Below are 18,179 nucleotides of genomic sequence, written 5' to 3'. Positions count from 1 at the left end.
CCATGGCCGGGAAGCGTCGTGCGCGGAACGGGTCCACTGTGGCCCTGCTCTCGCCCTGGGCGGTGGTGTCGGTCGGTGTGCTGGTGATGGTCGTCCTGCTGGGCGTCGCGCTCGGCACGGCCGTCGGCGACCGCCCGTCGGCCGGTCCCGGGCCGTCCCTGCCGACCGGTCCGGTGCCGGCGATCTCCGCGTCCTCCTTCGCCGCGTCGCGCAGCGCGGCCCCGACGGCGAGCCGGACGGCACGTCCCTCCCCGACCCCCTCGGCGAGTCCGACCCGCGTGGCGTCCCCGACCCCGTCGCGTAGCCCGAGCCCGACCGCCGAGTCGGTCCCGATTCCGTTGCTCAGCCAGCCGCCGTCCCCGTCGACGCAGGTCACCGGCGTCTACCGGGCGGTGGAGACCTACACCGGGGCGTTCATCGGCGAGGTGCGGGTGACCAACCGGTCCGACACGCCCCGGTCCTGGACGGTGCGGGTGGAGGTGCCGGGCGCGCGTCTGGTGTCGGCCTGGGTGGAGGGATCGGCGCAGGCCGAGGCGAGTGGTTCCCGGTCCCGTTTCACGTTCACCAGCGGGGCCGCCCTCGCGCCCGGGGCCTCGGCGTCGCTGCGGTTCCACCTCGCCGACACCGGTGCCGCCACCGGACCCGCGAGCTGCACGGTGGACGGCGCTGCCTGCGGTCGCTGACCGCCCCCGTCAGGTGGTAGCAGGGGACCCCTGTTACCGCTTTCTGCCGAGCAGGGGCCCCTGCAACCACATCAGCGGCGGCGAACCCGTCGAGACGCCGTCCTGCAAGCCGGCCGCAATATTTCGACTTGGTTTGCAAACTATTGCAGAACGTTTCGGTAAGGACTAGCGTGCGGGCCAATCTACGACCACGGAAAGGCCGTCGATGAAACCCCCGCCAAGATCTTCCAAGGCCCTGTTGGGCCTGGTTTCCCTGCTCACCCTGGCCCTCGTCGGCACCCCCGTCGCCGCGAGCCCGTCCCGTGCCACCGCCACCGGGAGCACCGATCCCCTCGCCGCGACCGGTGCGCCACAGTGGCGCAGCGAGCCCGGCGTCGAGGCGATGCTGCGCGCCGGCGCCAACGACGCTCGCGCCGAGCAGTTCTACTTCGTCCTGCCGGACCGGTTCGCCAACGGCGACCCGCGCAACGACCGGGGCGGCCTGACCGGCGACCGGCTCTCCACCGGTCTCGACCCGACCGACAAGGGCTTCTACCACGGTGGCGACCTCAAGGGCCTGATCGACAAGCTCGACTACGTCCAGGGGCTCGGCACCACCGCGATCTGGCTGGCCCCGATCTTCAAGAACCGGCCCGTGCAGGGCACCGGCGACGACGTCTCGGCCGGCTACCACGGCTACTGGATCACGGACTTCACCCAGGTCGATCCGCACTTCGGCACCAACGAGGAACTCAAGCGACTGGTCCAGCTCGCCCACCGGCGGGGGATCAAGGTCTACCTGGACGTCATCGTCAACCACACCGCCGACGTCATCAGGTACGCCGAGGACAAGTACGCGTACGTCGACAAGAAGACCAGCCCGTACACGGACGCGCAGGGGCGGGCCTTCGAGGACCGTAACTACGCCGACGGCAGCCGGGACTTCCCGAAGGTGACCGCGGACGCGGGCCCGTACACCCCGACCTTCGCCAGCGAGGCGGACCGGACGGTCAAGGTCCCGGCGTGGCTGAACGACGCCACCATGTACCACAACCGGGGCGACTCCACCTTCGCCGGCGAGAACAGCGAGTACGGCGACTTCTTCGGCCTCGACGACCTGTGGACCGAGCGCCCCGAGGTGGTGCGCGGGCTGACCAAGGTCTACGGCGACTGGATCGCCAGCACCGGCGTGGACGGGTTCCGCCTGGACACCGTCAAGCACGTCAACCTCGACTTCTGGCCGCAGTTCGCCCGGGGCGTCGAGCGCGCCGCCGAGAAGGCCGGCAAGAAGGACTTCTTCATGTTCGGTGAGGTCTACAGCGCCGACCCGGAGATCACCTCCACCTACGTCCGGCAGGGCGGCCTGCCGGCCACCCTCGACTTCGCCTTCCAGGCGGCGGCCACCGGCTACACCGCCGGCAACGGCTCGGCCAAGGCGCTCGCCGACGTGTACGCCCGCGACGACCTCTACTCCTCCCGGGACACCCACGCCGACCGGCTGACCACCTTCCTCGGCAACCACGACATGGGCCGGATCGGCTCGTTCATCGCCGGTGGCGGCACCGACCCGGGCACCCACCTGCGCCGTGACCAGCTCGCCCACCAGCTGATGTTCCTCACCCGGGGCCAGCCGGTGGTCTACTCCGGCGACGAGCAGGGCTTCACCGGGCCCGGCGGCGACAAGGACTCCCGGCAGGACATGTTCGCGTCGAAGACTCCCGACTACCTCGACGACGACCTGATCGGCACCGACCGCACGCACGCGGTCGACCAGTACGACCGGAACCACCCGCTCTACCGCACCATCGCCGAGCTGGGCGCGCTGCGCAAGGCGCACCCGGCGCTGCGCGACGGTGTCCAGGTCACCCGGCACGCGGCCGACGGCCCCGGCGTCTTCGCGTTCTCCCGGATCGAGCCGAAGCAGCGCGTCGAGTACGTCGTCGCGGTGAACAACGCCGCCACCCCGCAGACCGTCACCGTGGACACCTGGTCGGCGAACGCCACCTTCACCGGCGTGTACGGGGCCACCGGCACCGCGACGGCCGCCGGGGACGGGAAGCTGACCGTCACCGTGCCGCCGCTGTCGGCGGTGGTGCACCGGGCCGGCACGGCGATCCCGCAGCCGGCCGCCGCCCCGGCCGTCACCATCACCGCCCCGGCCGTCGACGCCGCCGTGGCCACCCGCGCGCCGGTCACCGCCCAGGTCACCGGGGACCCGCTCGCCACCGTCGCGGTGGCCGCCCGGGTCGGCAGCGGGAAGTGGACGCTGCTGGGCACCGCCGAGCAGGCCCCGTACACGCTGCACCACGACCTGACCGGGCTGCCCGGCGGCACCCGGATCGAGTACAAGGCCGTGGTCCGGGACGGCAAGGGCCGCACCGCGAGCACCCGTTCCACCGCCACCGTGGGCACCCCTGACCAGGGTGCCTCCCGGGACTGGGCGATCGTGCACTACCAGCGGCCCGACGGCGACTACGCCGACTGGAGCCTCTACGCCTGGGGCGACATCGATCCGGCGTACGTGACCGAGTGGCCCAAGGGGCAGCCGTTCGCCGGGCAGGACGCCTACGGCCGGTTCGCCTGGGTGAAGCTCAAGCCGGGCGCGCAGTCGGTCGGGTTCCTGGTGATCGACAAGGACGGGAACAAGGACGTGGCCCAGGACCGGACGATCGACGTCACCCGCACGGGGGAGGTCTGGATCAAGCAGGGCGACCCCACCGTGCACCCCAGCTACTCCGACGCCGTCGGCGAACCCGCGCCGCCGGTCGAGGAGGGGGTCGCGGTCATCCACTACCGGCGGGCCGACGGCAACTACGACGGCTGGGGTCTGCACCTCTGGGACGGCGCGGCCAACCCGACCGACTGGGCGTCGCCGCTCGCCCCGACGAAGGTCGACGCGTTCGGCGCGGTGTTCCGGGTGCCGCTCGCGACCGGGGCCACCGGACTGAGCTACATCATCCACAAGGGGGACGAGAAGGACCTGCCGCAGGACCAGCGGCTCGACTTCGCCAGCGCCGGACGGGAGGTGTGGCTGCTCGCCGCGACCCCGGGCCGGCTGCTCCCGGCGACCACCAGCGGCACCGCGAAGGACGTCGACATCACGAAGCAGAAGGCGCACTGGATCGACCGGTCCACTGTGGCCTGGGCCACCGGCCCGACCGACGGCACAACGTTCGCCCTGGTCACCGCAGCGGCCGGCGGGGTGACCGTGGTCGACGGCGAGCTGTCCGGGACGTACGCCTCGCTGCCGCTGACCGCGGTGCGCAACGGACTCACCGAGGCCCAGCGCGCGCGGTTCCCGCACCTCTGGGCCCACCAGGCGTTCACCCTCGCCGACCGTGACCTGGCCAGGGTGCCGGCCGCGCTGCGCGGGCAGCTCCTGGTGACCGAGCGGGACCACGAGGGCACCCTGCTCGGCGCCACCGGCGTGCAGATCGCCGGCGTCCTCGACGACGTCTACTCCCGGGCCACGTCCGCGAAGCTCGGCCCGACCATCGAGGGCAACCGCCCGAACCTGGCGGTCTGGGCGCCCACCGCCCGGACCGTCGCGCTGGAGCTGTTCGACCAGCCGACCGGGGAGCCGCGCGTCGTGCCGATGCGCCGGGACGACCGCACCGGCGTCTGGTCGGTGCGCGGCGAGCGCTCCTGGACCGGAAAGTACTACCGCTACCGGGTGCAGGCCTGGCAGCCCGCCACGCAGAAGATGGCCACCGCCTCGGTGACCGACCCGTACTCGGTGGCGCTCGCGCCGAACTCCACACACAGCCAGATCGTCGACCTGACCGACCCGGCGCTCGCCCCGACCGGGTGGGCGAAGCTGCGCAAGCCGGCGGCGGTGCCGTCGTCGAAGGTGCAGATCACCGAACTGTCGGTGCGGGACTTCTCCGTCGCCGACAGCAGCGTCCCGGCCGAGCGGCGGGGTACCTTCCTCGCCTTCACCGACCCGGCCACGGCGGGTATGACCCACCTGCGCAAGCTCGGCGATGCCGGGGTCACCCACCTGCACCTGCTGCCCGCGTTCGACTTCGCCACCATCCCCGAGCGGCGCAGCGAGCAGAAGCAGCCCGCCTGCGACCTGGCGAAGCTGCCGCCGGACTCCGACCAGCAGCAGAAGTGCGTCGCCGGGGTCGCCGACACCGACGGCTACAACTGGGGGTACGACCCGCTGCACTACACCGTCCCCGAGGGCGGGTACGCCGTCGACCCGACCGGGCCGGCGCGCACCACCGAGTTCCGGCAGATGGTCGCCGGGGTCAACGCCGCCGGCCTGCGCGTCGTGATGGACGTGGTCTACAACCACACCTCGGCCGCCGGCGCCGACCCGAAGTCGGTGCTCGACCAGGTGGTGCCCGGTTACTACCACCGGCTGCTGGAGGACGGCACGGTCGCCAACTCCACCTGCTGCGCCAACACCGCCCCCGAGCACGCGATGATGGGCAAGCTCGTGGTCGACTCCATCGTCACCTGGGCCAAGGCGTACAAGGTGGACGGCTTCCGGTTCGACCTGATGGGTCACCACCCGAAGGCCAACATGCTCGACGTGCGCCGGGCGCTGGACAAGCTGACCGTCGCCCGGGACGGGGTGGACGGAAAGTCGATCCTGCTCTACGGCGAGGGCTGGAACTTCGGCGAGGTGGCGAACGACGCCCGCTTCGTCCAGGCCACCCAGGCCAACATGGCCGGCACCGGCATCGGCACCTTCAACGACCGGCTCCGTGACGCGGTGCGCGGTGGAGGGCCGTTCGACGCCAACCCGCGGGTGCAGGGCTTCGCCTCCGGGCTGTTCACCGACCCGAACGGCGACCCGGTCAACGGCACCGCCGAGCAGCAGCGCGCCCGGCTGCTGCACGCCCACGACCAGATCAAGGTCGGGCTGGTCGGCAACCTGGCCGGCTACCGGTTCACCGACACGCAGGGCCGGACGGTGACCGGCGCGCAGGTCGACTACAACGGCTCACCGGCCGGCTACACCGCCGCGCCGGGGGAGGCGGTGACCTACGTCGACGCGCACGACAACGAGATCCTGTACGACGCGTTGGCGTACAAGCTGCCGCAGGACACCCCGATGACGGACCGGGCCCGGATGCAGGTGCTCGCCCTCTCCACGGTGGTGCTGGGGCAGGGGAGCGGCTTCGTGACCACCGGCACCGAGCGGCTGCGGTCGAAGTCGCTGGACCGCAACTCGTACAACTCCGGTGACTGGTTCAACCAGATCAGGTGGGACTGCGCCCAGGGCAACGGGTTCGGGGCCGGCCTGGCCCCGGCGGCGGACAACCAGGACAAGTGGCCGTACGCGAAGCCGCTGCTGGCCGACCCGGCACTGGTGCCGGACTGCGCGGCGGTGAACCTGACCGACGCCCGGTACGCCGAGATGCTGCGCGTGCGGGCCTCGTCGCCGGTGTTCGGGCTGACCGACGCCCGCGAGGTGCAGAAGCGGGTGGCCTTCCCGCTCTCCGGCCCGCAGGAGACCCCGGGTGTGCTCACCATGACGCTCGACGGTCGGGGGCTCGACCGGCAGTGGACGTCGGTGACCGTGGTCTTCAACACCACCCCGCAGGCGGCGACCCAACAGGTCGACGGCCTCCGGGGAGCGGACGTGTCGCTGCATCCGGTGCTGCGGAACTCGGCGGATCCGGTGCTGCGTACCGCCTCGTTCGACCGGGCCGGCGGCACGTTCACGGTGCCGGCGCGGAGCGTGGCGGTCTTCGTCCAACGATGACCGCCACGGGCCTGTCCCGCCGGCAGCGGTGGGACAGGCCCGTGATTCCGGTGATCCGTACGGTGTCCGGCCCCGTCCGGGTGGTCGCAGGGACCACGCGGACGGGGCCGGGCCGTCTCGTCCCGGCTGGTGCCGGTACCGAGCGCCACCTGCCGTTCAGCCCTGGCAGTTCGGGATCGCCCGGCCGGCGCAGTTGGTCGAGTTGTTGCCGGTCACCCGCGACTGGAGGTCGATGGTGGCCGCTCCGGCCGCCGCCAGGTGGTGGATGCCGCCGCCGGCGATCCGGGCCTGGTTCAGGGTGACGTTGGTGCCCAGCAGGGTGACCTCGCCGGTGGCGCCGTTGTGGATGCCCCCGCCGGTGGTGCCGGCCTGGTTGCCGGTGAACACGCCACCGCTCATCGCCAGGTCGCCGAGGTTGGACACGCCGCCGCCGACGCCCAGGCTGGCGCTGTTGCCGGTCAGCCGGACGCCGCTCAGGGCGGTCACCGTGCTCTCGGTGCCGTTGAAGATCCCGCCGCCGCCCCGGTTGGCGCCGGCCACCGCCGCCGCGGTGTTCTCCAGCAGCGTGACCTCCCGCAGCCGGAGCTGGGTGCCGCCCTCGTTGGCGATCGCGCCGCCCGAGGCCGCGGCGGTGTTCCCGGTGAACTGGGAGTTGGCGATGTCCGCCGCGCCGCCCCTGGTGTGCAGGGCGCCGCCGTTGCCGCCGCTCTCGTTGCCGAGGAATCGGGTGTCCCGGATGGTCGCCGTGCCGGTGCTCTCGATGGCGCCCCCGCCGTGGTTGGTGCCGGCGGTGACCGGAGCGACCGACTTGTTCGCCTCGAACAGGCTCTTCTCCACCACCAGGACGCCGGTGCTGCGGAGGGCGCCACCGCCACTGGCCGCGTTGTTCAGGGCCAGTTTGGTGTTGCGGAGCGTGGTGATCCCGGCGTTCTCGACGGCGCCACCGGTGCCCGTGGCTCCCAGGGCGCTGTTCCCGGTCAGCGTGCTGTTCTCGATGACGGCCTCGCCGCCGGCCCGCACCGCGATCGCTCCGCCGCGCTCCGCGCCGGACACCATGCCGTTGCGCAGGGTCACGTCCCGTAGGGTCAGGTGTCCGCCGTTGGCGACCTCGAAGAAGCGGAACAGGGACGTGCCGGCGTTGGTCGAGCTGTAGGCACGCTCGATGATCGACCGCTCACCGAGGACGGTGATCCGGCTGGTGATCGGCGGGAGGGCGTTGGCGCCGGTGGCCGCGCGCAGCTCGTACGTGCACTCGGCGGCCAGCCGCAGCGTGCCGCCCTGGCGCGCGTTCGCCTGGTTGATCGCCGCGAACAACGCGTCGCGGTTGCACGGCACCGCCGTGGCCTGCTGCCCCTGGGTGTTCTGCCCCTGGGTGTTCTGGCCCCGGCCGTTCTGCCCCTGGGTGTTCTGACCCTGACCGTTCTGGCTCCGGCCGTTCTGACCCTGACCGTTCTGGCCGCGCCAGTCACCCTTCCCGTCGTGGCCCTTGCCCTCGTGGCCCTTCCCCTTGTGGCCCTTGTCGTCCTTGTGGCCGCCCTCCGGCGACGTGCCGTCGCCGGTGAGAATCGACTGGGCGTTGGCCCAGTTCAGGGCGGCGAGGCTGGGCGTCCCGGCGACCGCCGCGCCGCCGATCGCACCCAGACCCACCACGCCGGCCAGGCCCGCAGCACCAGTGGCCAACCACAGCCGACGGCGGTTCCTCGGTGGCACCGCCTGCGGGGTGGCCTCCTCATTGTTTCCAAGGTAGTTGGACATCGGAGCTCTCTGCCCTCTCCTCGTACCAGACAAGGTCGCTCCGCCATGGCGAGGCGTCCTTCGCTACAAATCGGTTGTAGCTGCTGAACCACACCGTATGAGAAGTTTCCTCGCTATGCGGGCGAACCTGAAACAAGCCCGCATTAGGCGGGTTCCTGGCGTGAGAGGACGTTCGGTGCAGGCGTGTGCGGACACCCACGACGGGCGGCCCCGCTCCGAAACGTGCCGGAGCGGGGCCGCCCTCGCTATATGTGGATCAGCCGGTACACCGCAGGGCATCCGGCAGCAGACCCCACGCCCACGGTGAGGTGTGCGGCACGGGGAGGAACCGGGCGGCCCAGACGGATCGTGGGTGACCCGTCCGGACCGCCCCTGACGGGAAGAAGTTTCCGAACACACCGTAAGAGAAGGATCGCCCCAGAGTGCTGGTTTCCCCGGGAAACGCCGAGGTCAGGCGATCCGGCAGACGAAACGCCGGACCCCGCCGCCGGCACCCGGACAACAGGCACCGATGGCGGGGTTCGCCGAGGGTGGGTCGTGCGGTCAGCCGGGCAGGCGGGGACCCGCCTCCCGCTGCTCGGCCAGCCAGGTCTCCACCTCGTCCGACCGTCGGGGCAGGCCCGCCGAGAGGTTCACCGCGCCGGTGGCGGTCACCAGGACGTCGTCCTCGATCCGGATGCCGATGCCGCGCAGTTCCTCCGGGACGAGATCGTCCTCCGGCTGGAAGTACAGCCCCGGCTCGACGGTGAGGACGAAGCCCTCACCGAGGGCACCGTCGCGGTAGACCTCCTTGCGGGCGTTCGCGCAGTCGTGCACGTCGATGCCGAGCATGTGCCCGAACCCGTGCAGCGTCCAGCGCCGGTAGACGGTCGACTTCTCGTCCATCGCCTCGTCCACGCTCACCGGCAGCAGACCCAGGTCGGCCAGCCCCTCGGCGAGCACCCGCATGCAGGTCCGGTGGACGTCCTTGAACTTCGCCCCGGGCCGGATGGCCTCGATGCCGGCCTGCTGGGAGGCGTACACGACGTCGTACACCTGACGCTGGAGATCGGTGAACCGGCCGCCCACCGGCAGGACCCGGGTGACGTCGGCGGTGTAGAGGTGGCGGTTCTCCACCCCCATGTCCATCAGCAGCAGCTCACCCGGGCGGGTGGTGCCGTGGTTGTGCACCCAGTGCAGGATCGTGGCGTGCTCGCCGGCCCCGACGATCGAGCCGTACCCCACGTCGTTGCCGTCGTGGCGGGCCCGCAGCGCGAAGATCCCCTCCAGCAGCCGCTCCGAGACGCCCCGGTCGGCCGGGAGCACCCGGGCGACGTCCTCGAAGCCCCGGACGGTCGCGTCGATCGCGTCCTGGAGCTGCGCGATCTCCCACTCGTCCTTGACCAGCTTCAGTTCCGAGATCGCGATGGCCAGCTCGCGGTCCCGGCCCGGCTGCCCCTCGGCGCGGGCGCCGTTCCACGGGCGCACCGCCGCGTCCACCCGGGCGTCGAAGCCGCGCAGCACCCGGGTACGGCCGGGAGCGGCATCGGCCAGCACCGCGTCCAGTTCGGTCAGGTCGGCGGTGGGCAGGCCGAGTTCGCTCGACTTCTCGGCCAGGGTGTGCCGGCGTCCCACCCACAGCTCGCCGTGCCGGCTGCGGAAGAACTCGTCGTTCTCCCGGGAGGAGCGGGGCCGCATGTAGAGGACGGCGTCGTGGCCGGACCCGTTGGGCCGCAGCACCAGCACGCCGTCCGGGGCGTGGTCGCCGGTCAGGTAGGCGAAGTCGCTGCCGGGGCGGAAGCGGTACTCGGTGTCGTTGGCGCGTACCTTCTCACCGCCGGTCGGGATGACCAGCGTCTCGCCGGGGAAGGACGCGGAGAGCGCGGCCCGCCGCTTGGCGTAGTTGGGCACCTCGGGGCGCGGGCCCACCGGCAGGGTGGTGTCCCGCCAGCCCTGGCGCATGAAGGCCAGGAAGGCCTCCGGGAAATCGGGGTCGTGCGATTCGGTGCCGTCCGTCGGCGTCGTCTCGGTCCGCTTCTCAGCCATGATCCGCTCCCTCCGGTGGCGTCGCTGACGCAGACGGTACCGCGCGGACCCGGCACGGGGAGAGCCCGTGGTGCCGCGACGGAGCGTTCCGGCGCGTGGAAAGATGGCCCACATGTGCGGACTCCTGGCCTTTTTCAGCGCGCGCGGCGACGCCGGCGCGCACCGCGACGCCATCGCCGGAGCGTTGGAATGCCTGCACCACCGCGGGCCGGACGAGACCGGTGTCGAGCTGGTCGGTGACGCCACCGGCCGGTACGCGGACGGGGTGTTCGCCCACAAGCGGCTCGCCATCATCGACGTGGCGTCCAGCCACGAGCCGCTGCCCTATGCGGGCGGCCGGTACCTCCTCACCTTCAACGGTGAGATCTACAACTACATCGAGCTGCGCGAGGAACTGATCCGCAACTTCGGGGCCCAGTTCGCCACCGCGGGCGACGGGGAGGTGATCGTCGCCGGCTACCACTACTGGGGCGAGCAGGTGCTCACCCGGCTGCGCGGCATGTTCGCCTTCGTCATCTGGGACCGGCAGGAGCGGCGGGCCTTCGGCGCCCGGGACCACTTCGGCATCAAGCCGCTGCACTACCTGGAGACCATGGACGGTCTCTACCTGGCTTCGGAGAAGAAGGCGCTGCTGCCCTTCGCGCAGTCCGCGTACGCCGGGGACGCCGGAGTGGACGCGGCCAACCTCTCGCACTACCTGACGTTGCAGTACGTCCCGGAGCCCGGCACGCTGCACCAGGGCATCAGCCGGATCGGCTCGGGCGAGTACCTCACCTGGTCGCCGGGTGGCCGGATCGACGTGCGGCGGTGGTACCGCCCGGTGTTCCGGCCCGCCCCGGTCTCCGACGAGCAGCGCCTCTACCACCAGATCCGGGAGACGCTGCGGGAGAGCGTCCGGATGCACATGCGCTCGGACGTGCCGGTCGGCTCCTTCCTCTCCAGCGGCATCGACTCCACCGCCGTGGTGGCGCTGGCCCGCGAGTTCAACCCGAACATCCTGACCTTCACCGTCGGGTACGACGTCCCGGGATACTCCGAGATCGACGTCGCCCAGGACTCGGCCCGGCACCTCGGGGTGACCACCATCCCGACCAAGATCGGGCCGCAGGACATGATCGAGGCGCTGCCGAAGATCGTCTGGCACCTGGACGACCCGGTGGCCGACCCGGCGCTGGTGCCCCTCTACTTCGTCGCCAAGAAGGCCGCCGAGCACGTCACCGTGGTGCTCTCCGGCGAGGGGGCCGACGAGTTCTTCGGCGGCTACACGATCTACCGCGAGCCGCTCTCGCTGAGCAGCGTCAACGGCCTGCCCGACGGGGTGCAGAAGGGCCTGCGGGCGGTGTCGAAGGCCATTCCGCAGGGCGTCAAGGGCAAGAGCTTCCTGGAGCGCGGCACCACCCCGATCGAGCAGCGCTACTACGGCAACGCCCGGATGTTCACCGAGGAGGAGAAGCAGCACCTGCTGCGCCGGTACGACCCCTCGGTGCGCTACACCGACGTGACCGCCCCGATCTACGCCGAGTGCACCGAGCTGGACGACGTCACCAAGATGCAGTACGTCGACCTCTACACCTGGCTGCGCGGCGACATCCTGGTCAAGGCGGACCGGATCTCGATGGCGCACTCGCTGGAGGTCCGGGTGCCCTTCCTCGACCGGGACGTCTTCGAGGTGGCCGCCGGCATCCCGGTCGACCTGAAGCTGCCGCCCCGCTCCGACGCCACCAAGTACGCCATGCGCCAGGCGTTGCAGGGCGTGGTGCCCCCGGCGATCGTCAACCGGAAGAAGCTGGGCTTCCCGACCCCGACCCGGGTCTGGCTGCGCGGCGAGATGTACGAGTGGGCCCGCTGGGTGCTCTCCACCTCCGGTGCCGGCGAACTGCTCGACCTGTCGTACGCGATGCGGCTGCTGGAGGAGCACAAGCGGGAGGAGGCGGACCACTCCCGCAAGGTGTGGACGGTGCTGATCTTCTGCATCTGGCACGCCATCTTCGTCGCCAAGACCCTCGACCCGGGCATCCAGCGCAACCAGTCGGCGCTGCTGACCAAGCCGGTGGTCGGTTCCATGGTCCGCTGACCCACGGTCGCGGCACCGCCCGGCGTGGACGAGAGGTGGGGAGGCGATGGGGTACGCGGTGGTGCTCGGTGAGGCGCTGATCGACCTGCTCGACACCGAGTGTGCCGGCGAGCCGGTCTACCGGCAGGCGATCGGCGGCGGGCCGCTCAACGTCGCGGTCGGGGTGGCCCGCCTCGGTGGGGACGCCCGCTTCGTCGGCTCCCTCGGCGACGACGTGCTCGCCGAGCGGATCCGGCGGTTCCTCACCACGGCCGGGGTCGACGTCGGCGCGACGGTCACCGTGCCCGCGCCGACCACGCTCGCCGTGGCCACCTTCGCCGGGGCGGAACCCGACTTCCGCTTCTACGGCGAGCCGCCCTCCTACGGGCTGCTGACCGCCGACGACCTCGACGTCGCGCTGGTCGCCGGCGCGGACGTGCTCTACTGCGGGTCGATCGTGCTGCTCTGCCCGGCGACCCTCGCCGCCGCCCGCCGGGCCTGGCGCCTGACCAGCGGCGTGCGGGTGTTCGACCCGAACATCCGACCCCGGCTGCTCTCCGGCCCGGACGCGCTCGCCACGGTCCGCCGGACGACCGCCGAGTTCGCCGCCACCGCACACCTGGTCAAGCTCAGCGCCGCCGACGCCGAGGCGCTCTATCCCGGGGAACCGGTCGAGCGGGTCGCCGCCCACCTGCGTGACCGGGGCGCCGGCACCGTGGTGGTCACCCTCGGCGCGCGGGGCGCGCTGGTCGCGGCCGGTCCCGACCCGGTACGCGTGTCCGCGCCCACCGTCCGCGCGGTCGACGCCACCGGCGCCGGTGACTCGGTGATGGCCGCGCTCGTCGCCGATCTGCTGGCCGACGGTCCGCCCCGCGACCCGGCCGGCTGGACCGCCCGGGTGGCGTTCGCGCTCCGGGTGGCCGGCCTGGTCTGCGAGTCGTCCGGTGGCGCGGTCGCCATGCCGACCCGGGACGAGGTCGCCCGCCGCTTTCCCGGCTGACCCCGGTCCCGCCTGGCTGTTTTCCGCCTGGCCGGCTGTCCGTCGCTCGTGGCACCGCCGCCCGGCCGCGCGGGCGGGGCCGGGCGGTGGGCGTATTGCCGGCCGGACGCTTTGGAGCTGCCCCGTCTGTGCTATCGGAGCCCGGCGTGCGTGGTGTGAGCGTCTGGTGATGAGGTCGGCTGGCGGAGCGGGGGCGTCCGCTGTCCGGTGCCCGGCGAGCACGTTGCCCCGTTCGCGCGGGCAGCTCTACAGCGTGTGCAGGGCGACCCGACCGCTCGGTGACCGGGACCTTCCCACTGTTTGCGCGGGCGGTCCGGTGAACGCGCAGGGCGGCACCGGACGGTGCAGGCTTCGCGGTCAGGCGGTGCCGTCGAGTTCGGCGTACCCGCGGCGGGCGGCCACCAGCGCGGCACGGGCACCGAACGGCGCCTCGGCGGCGACCCGCTCCGGGGGCGCGCCGCCGGTGTGCCCGGCCCGGATCAGCCAGGCCAGGTCCGCGAGCTGCCCGTGCTGGGCCCGGACGAAGGCGACGTCCACCGGGTCGCCGTGGCCGGGGACGACCGTCGTGTCCGGCGTGGTGAGGCGCAGCAGCGCGGCCACCGCCTCCGGCCACTGCAACGGGTACGACTCCTCGAAGGCCGGCGGCCCGCTCTGCTCCACCAGGTCCCCGGCGACCACGACGTCCGCGTCCGGCACGTGCACCACCAGGTCACCGGCGGTGTGGCCGCGCCCGGGATGGTGCAGCACCACGCGGCGACCGCCCACGTCCAGCACCGTCTCGGTGTGCACCGGGTGCGTCGGCGCCAGCAGCGCCGTCCGGGCCAGCTCGGCGGCGAGGGTCGGCTGCTCCGCGCGCATCTCCTCGTACGCCAGGTGACGCAGCTCGTCGGGACGGTCCCGGAGCCACCCGGCGGTCGCCTCGTGCGCGTACACCGGGCGGGGCGGGTCGGTGGCGAGCGTGGCGTTGCCGAAGCAGTGGTCGAAGTGGTGGTGGGTGTTCACCAGCGTCAACGGGTGCCCGGTGACCGCGCGGACGGCGGCGGCCAGCGCGGTGGCCTGTTCCGCCGTGGAGAGGGTGTCCACCAGCAGCGCCGCGCCGTCACCGACCACCAGCGTGACGTTGACGTCGAGCAGCGGCTCGCGCAGCACGTGCACGCCGTCGCGGATCTCGACGAACCGGCCGGTCATGACGCCCCGGAGGCGCGTTCCACGAAGCGCTGCCGGTCCAGCAGCACCCGTTCCACCCGCCCCTGGGCCACCGTCTCGCCACCGTCGTCGACGGTGACGGTGAAGACCAGGCGTCGGCCGTCCACCTCGTCCAGCCGCGCCTCGGCGGCCACGGTACGACCGACCGGGGTGGGGGCCCGGTGCTCCAGCTCCACCCGGACGCCGACGGTGGTCGTCCCCGGCGGCAGGTGCCGGGCGGTGGCCGCGACGGTGGCCGCCTCGGCCAGCGCGAGGACCCGGGGCGTGCCCAGCACCGGCACGTCACCGGAGCCGACCGCCTGGGCGGTGTCGGCGTCGGTCACGGTGAGTTCGACCCGGGCCTTGAGCCCGGGCGTGACAGTCTGCTCCGGCATGGCGACAGCCTACGCCGACCGCCGTACCGCCGGTCGGCGTTCGTCGATGCGCTGGTCGCCGTTAACCTGAATGGTGATGGCCGTTGTCACTGACCCCCAGCCCCCTGCCCCGTCCGGTCCGCCGGTGTCGTCCGAGGGTGGACGTCGCCGCGTGGTCGCCATGTCGATCTGGAGCGCCCTGTTCGTCGCCGGTTGGCTGACGATCGGACTACCCACAGACCCGGCGTACGCCTTCGTCTGGATCTGGTCCGCCGTCATCGCCTGGAACTGGGGCCGCCCGTGGCGCAGCCACCTGGGCTTCGCCCGGGACTGGCTGCCGGTGGTGCTGCTCCTCGCCGCCTACAACCTCTCCCGGGGCTTCGCCGACAACGGCGCGATCCCGTACTCCTACGACCTGATCGTCGCCGACCGGTTCCTGGTCGGCTGGGCGACCGGCGGTGAGGTCCCCACCATCTGGTTGCAGGAGCGGCTCTACAAGCCGCAGGTGCAGTGGTGGGACGTGCTGGCGGCCTGGGTCTACTTCTCGCACTTCGTGGCGACCCTGGCGGCGGCGGTGGTGCTCTGGATGCGCGACCGCGCCCGCTGGGGGGCGTACATGCGGCGGTGGGGTTTCCTCTGCGCCGCCGGTCTGGCCACCTACTTCCTCTACCCGGCCGCCCCGCCCTGGTGGGCGGCGCAGAACGGGCTCCTCGGCGAGGTGGCCCGGATCTCCACCCGGGGGTGGAAGGAGTTCGGCATGCACGGCGCGGGCAACATGCTCAACGCCGGGCAGATCGCCTCGAACCCGGTGGCCGCGATGCCGTCCCTGCACACCGCCTGGGCACTCTTCGTGGTGCTGTTCTTCCTCACCTCGACCCGTCGCCGCTGGTGGCCGCTGCTGCTGGCGTACCCGCTGGCGATGACCTTCACCCTGGTCTACTCCGGCGAGCACTACATCATCGACGTGCTGGTCGGCTGGGCGTACGTGGGACTGACCTTCCTGGTGGTCGGTCTGGCCGAGCGGTGGTGGGCGGCGCGGCGCGCCCGTCGCGCCCCGACGGAACCGGTCGGGGCCGCCCCCGCCGGGCCGGGGCCCCGGGCGGACGACGGGACGGCCGAGGGCACCGTCGGGGACGGGCCGTCCCCGGCCGAGGAGCCGACGGCGCCGGTCAGCCGCTGAGCCGGGCGGCGTGGGCCCGCGCCGTCAGCTCGGCGGCGAGGGCCCACGCCTCGGCCAGGTCCCGGTGCAGCGCCGCCGCGCCGGCACCGCCCGCGGTGTCGGCGTGCACGGTGGCCAGGCCCAGCCGCCGTTGCAACGGCCCCTGCACCACCCGGACGCTCTGGATCCGGGCGTACGGCACGATGGTGAGCTGCCGGGTGACCAGGCCCGAGCGGACCACGAAAACCCGCTCGGCCAGACCGGCGCCGAGGACACGCCGGCTCAGTGGCCGCAACCAGCGGGCCTGCGGCGGCGGCGCGGTCAGCGGTAGCGCCGAGACGACCACGCCGGGCAGCACCTCGGCGGTGATCATCTCGCCGGTCGCCAGGTCGCCCACGGGCAGGAGCCGGTCCGGGCGGTTGCGGTCGTCCGGCTCGGCCGCCGAGTAGCCGGCGACCTCCAGGCGCAGCCGCAGCCAGCCCCTGGTCCGCCAGAGCAGCGGCCAGGTCACCCCGACCGCCTGCACCCGGTTGAGCGGCACGGTCTGGGCGCGGGTCTCCAGCAGGCCGTTGCGGATGCGCAGCCGGTCGCCGTCCCGGTCGAGCCGGAAGTTCCAGTCGTCGAGGACCCGCCGGACCGGTTGCAGCAGCACCCCGGCCATCGCGGTGACCGTGCTGGCCACCGCGATGAACGACCAGGAACCCTCGGAGAGGAACTGCACCACGACGAACGCCACGCCCACCGGCAGCATGAACGCCTGCGGGGTGAGTAGTTGGCTGACCAGCAGGTCGCGGTTGGTGACGGTGTGCAGCGGTCGGCCGACCGGCGCCGGTGGCCCCTCCGTGGCGGCCTCCGGGGCGACGCCGTGCGGGGCGGCAGCGTGCGGGACGCGGCCGGCCAGGTCGAGCAGGCGGGTCCGCAGGGCGGTCGCGTCGGCCACGCTCAGGAACGCCAGCGGCGCCTCGGTCTTGCCGCCGCCGACCACCTCCAGGCGTAGTTCGGCCAGGCCGGTGAGCTGGGCGAGCAGGGGGCGGACCACCTCCACGGCCTGCAACCGCTCCAACGGGATGGCCCGGGTGCGTCGCCACACCAGACCCTCGTAGACGCGCAGTTCCCGACCGACCACGTGGTAGCCGGTGTTGTACCAGCTGACCACCGAGAGGACCGTCGCGCCGAGGGCGAGCACCGCGACCATCGCCGCGAAGGTGCCGAAGCCGACCCGGGACAGCGTCGACCAGGAGAGCCCGGCGATCACCACCACCAGGGACTTCGCCCCGTGCAGGGCGGGGCTCAGCGGGTGCAGGCGCTGCCGTGGCTCGACGTGTTCCGGCGCCGGGGCGACCGGGACGGGCCAGGGGGGCGGGACGTCCGGCCCGGTCTCCTCCGCCGGGCCGCCGGTCACAGGCCCTCCGCGCGGTCTTCGCCGAGCGCGGTGAGCCGGTCGCGCAGGCGGGACGCCTCGGCCGGACGCAGTCCGGGCACCCGGGCGTCACTCGCGGCGGCGGCGGTGTGCAACTGCACGGTGGCCAGTCCGAAGGCCCGTTCCAGCGGACCGGCGGTGACGTCGACGAACTGCATCCGGGCGTACGGCACGATCGACAGCCGGCGGACCAGCAACCCGTGCCGGACCAGCAGGTCGTCGTCGCGTTCGGCGTACCCCCAGGCGTGCACCGCCCGGACGATCGCCACCGCCCGCAGGAGGCTGAACAGCGCGACGAGCCCGAGCGCGACGCCGAACAGCCAGTGTCCGCTCAGCGCCCAGGCCACCGCGACACCGACCACCACGACGAGGACGCCGATGCCCAGCCGGACGAGTTCCACCCAGATCAGATCGGTGGAGACCCGCTGCCAGGCGACCGTCTCCGGCCAGGGTTCGAGCGGGTCGACCGGGGTGGGGACGGGCCCGTCGCCGCGCTGCGTGTTCATCGGCGTGCCCCGCTGCGATCACTCACCCGTCGAGCGTAACGATCCGGGCAACGGTTCGACCTCCCGGAGAAAGCTCCGTGTGGTGAGAAAGTCACCGAGTGTGCCCCGGTGCTCGGCGCACGCGAGCCAGGTCTTGCGTCGCTCGGGATCGTGCAACCGGGGATTGTTCCACCGCAGGGCCCAGAGCGCCGGGGTGCGGCAGCCACGGGCCGAGCAGACGGGCGGACCGTCCGGAGCGGGGGAGGACTCGGTCATCGGGGCCAGTCTAGGTGGCAGCAGGGTCACCTCCGCCGCGCCCCCGGCGGCACCGGAAGGATGAGC

General features: G+C 72.6%; 12 protein-coding genes. 5 read left to right on the top strand and 7 right to left on the bottom strand.

Going from position 1 to position 18,179, the window contains the following annotated elements; genetic code table 11:
- Positions 1-2 precede the first annotated feature (2 nt).
- Entirely contained in the window at positions 3-683 is a 681-nt protein-coding gene (locus QSK20_RS00585) for a cellulose binding domain-containing protein (RefSeq protein WP_285786577.1), read from the top strand.
- 205 nt (positions 684-888) lie between these two features.
- Positions 889-6,381 carry a pullulanase-type alpha-1,6-glucosidase gene (gene pulA / locus QSK20_RS00580; RefSeq protein WP_285786576.1) on the top strand — a complete coding sequence of 1,831 codons (5,493 nt, stop codon included), beginning with the start codon at positions 889-891 and terminating at the stop codon, positions 6,379-6,381.
- Positions 6,382-6,537: 156 nt separating this feature from the next.
- Here the strand turns inward: pulA and QSK20_RS00575 are convergent, their stop codons facing one another.
- Together QSK20_RS00575 and QSK20_RS00570 are read right to left on the bottom strand one after the other, a co-directional pair.
- Positions 6,538-8,136 carry an autotransporter outer membrane beta-barrel domain-containing protein gene (locus QSK20_RS00575; protein ID WP_285786575.1) on the bottom strand — a complete coding sequence of 533 codons (1,599 nt, stop codon included), beginning with the start codon at positions 8,134-8,136 and terminating at the stop codon, positions 6,538-6,540.
- A gap of 543 nt (positions 8,137-8,679) precedes the next feature.
- Positions 8,680-10,161, bottom strand: coding sequence for an aminopeptidase P family protein (locus QSK20_RS00570; RefSeq protein WP_285786574.1), 1,482 nt, complete (start codon positions 10,159-10,161; stop codon positions 8,680-8,682).
- A gap of 112 nt (positions 10,162-10,273) precedes the next feature.
- Between QSK20_RS00570 and asnB the strand changes: the two genes are divergently transcribed.
- Positions 10,274-12,235, top strand: a complete 1,962-nt coding sequence (gene asnB, locus QSK20_RS00565; RefSeq protein ID WP_285786573.1) for an asparagine synthase (glutamine-hydrolyzing) — start codon at positions 10,274-10,276, stop codon at positions 12,233-12,235.
- A gap of 46 nt (positions 12,236-12,281) precedes the next feature.
- Positions 12,282-13,214 carry a carbohydrate kinase family protein gene (locus QSK20_RS00560; RefSeq protein WP_285786572.1) on the top strand — a complete coding sequence of 311 codons (933 nt, stop codon included), beginning with the start codon at positions 12,282-12,284 and terminating at the stop codon, positions 13,212-13,214.
- Positions 13,215-13,571: 357 nt separating this feature from the next.
- Here QSK20_RS00560 and QSK20_RS00555 read toward each other — a convergent pair whose 3' ends face one another.
- Together QSK20_RS00555 and QSK20_RS00550 are read right to left on the bottom strand one after the other, a co-directional pair.
- The gene (locus QSK20_RS00555) at positions 13,572-14,402 is read right to left on the bottom strand and encodes an MBL fold metallo-hydrolase (RefSeq protein WP_285786571.1); all 831 of its coding nucleotides are present in this window, start codon (positions 14,400-14,402) and stop codon (positions 13,572-13,574) included.
- Positions 14,399-14,794 (bottom strand): thioesterase family protein, encoded by a 396-nt coding sequence (locus tag QSK20_RS00550; protein ID WP_088983095.1) that lies wholly within the window; start codon positions 14,792-14,794, stop codon positions 14,399-14,401. Before QSK20_RS00550 ends, QSK20_RS00555 begins: the two co-directional genes overlap by 4 nt.
- Before the next feature lie 76 nt (positions 14,795-14,870).
- On the opposite strand from QSK20_RS00550, the gene QSK20_RS00545 reads away from it, so the two are divergent.
- Positions 14,871-15,953 (top strand): phosphatase PAP2 family protein, encoded by a 1,083-nt coding sequence (locus tag QSK20_RS00545; protein WP_285786570.1) that lies wholly within the window; start codon positions 14,871-14,873, stop codon positions 15,951-15,953.
- Here QSK20_RS00545 and QSK20_RS00540 read toward each other — a convergent pair.
- The 3 genes from QSK20_RS00540 to QSK20_RS00530 form a co-directional block, all read right to left on the bottom strand.
- Positions 15,943-17,235 carry a PH domain-containing protein gene (locus tag QSK20_RS00540; protein WP_285787161.1) on the bottom strand — a complete coding sequence of 431 codons (1,293 nt, stop codon included), beginning with the start codon at positions 17,233-17,235 and terminating at the stop codon, positions 15,943-15,945. The two genes, QSK20_RS00545 and QSK20_RS00540, sit on opposite strands and share 11 nt — an antisense overlap.
- Positions 17,236-17,330: 95 nt before the next feature.
- Positions 17,331-17,858, bottom strand: a complete 528-nt coding sequence (locus QSK20_RS00535) for a PH domain-containing protein (protein WP_285786569.1) — start codon at positions 17,856-17,858, stop codon at positions 17,331-17,333.
- A gap of 18 nt (positions 17,859-17,876) precedes the next feature.
- Positions 17,877-18,113, bottom strand: a complete 237-nt coding sequence (locus tag QSK20_RS00530; protein ID WP_285786568.1) for an HAD family hydrolase — start codon at positions 18,111-18,113, stop codon at positions 17,877-17,879.
- Positions 18,114-18,179: the final 66 nt, after the last annotated feature.

Origin of the sequence: Micromonospora sp. NBRC 101691 (assembly GCF_030269285.1) — a bacterium.
In the GTDB taxonomy this organism is placed as follows: Bacteria; Actinomycetota; Actinomycetes; order Mycobacteriales; family Micromonosporaceae; genus Micromonospora; species Micromonospora echinospora.
This window is presented reverse-complemented; position numbering and strand designations above follow the sequence as displayed.

What these genes read in the sequence shown, in the direction of transcription:
- QSK20_RS00585 (WP_285786577.1), top strand. Translation starts at nt 3, where the DNA reads ATGGCCGGGAAGCGTCGTGCGCGGAACGGGTCCACTGTGGCCCTGCTC.
- pulA (WP_285786576.1), top strand. Translation starts at nt 889, where the DNA reads ATGAAACCCCCGCCAAGATCTTCCAAGGCCCTGTTGGGCCTGGTTTCC.
- QSK20_RS00575 (WP_285786575.1), bottom strand. Translation starts at nt 8,136, where the DNA reads ATGTCCAACTACCTTGGAAACAATGAGGAGGCCACCCCGCAGGCGGTG.
- QSK20_RS00570 (WP_285786574.1), bottom strand. Translation starts at nt 10,161, where the DNA reads ATGGCTGAGAAGCGGACCGAGACGACGCCGACGGACGGCACCGAATCG.
- asnB (WP_285786573.1), top strand. Translation starts at nt 10,274, where the DNA reads ATGTGCGGACTCCTGGCCTTTTTCAGCGCGCGCGGCGACGCCGGCGCG.
- QSK20_RS00560 (WP_285786572.1), top strand. Translation starts at nt 12,282, where the DNA reads ATGGGGTACGCGGTGGTGCTCGGTGAGGCGCTGATCGACCTGCTCGAC.
- QSK20_RS00555 (WP_285786571.1), bottom strand. Translation starts at nt 14,402, where the DNA reads ATGACCGGCCGGTTCGTCGAGATCCGCGACGGCGTGCACGTGCTGCGC.
- QSK20_RS00550 (WP_088983095.1), bottom strand. Translation starts at nt 14,794, where the DNA reads ATGCCGGAGCAGACTGTCACGCCCGGGCTCAAGGCCCGGGTCGAACTC.
- QSK20_RS00545 (WP_285786570.1), top strand. Translation starts at nt 14,871, where the DNA reads ATGGCCGTTGTCACTGACCCCCAGCCCCCTGCCCCGTCCGGTCCGCCG.
- QSK20_RS00535 (WP_285786569.1), bottom strand. Translation starts at nt 17,858, where the DNA reads ATGAACACGCAGCGCGGCGACGGGCCCGTCCCCACCCCGGTCGACCCG.
- QSK20_RS00530 (WP_285786568.1), bottom strand. Translation starts at nt 18,113, where the DNA reads ATGACCGAGTCCTCCCCCGCTCCGGACGGTCCGCCCGTCTGCTCGGCC.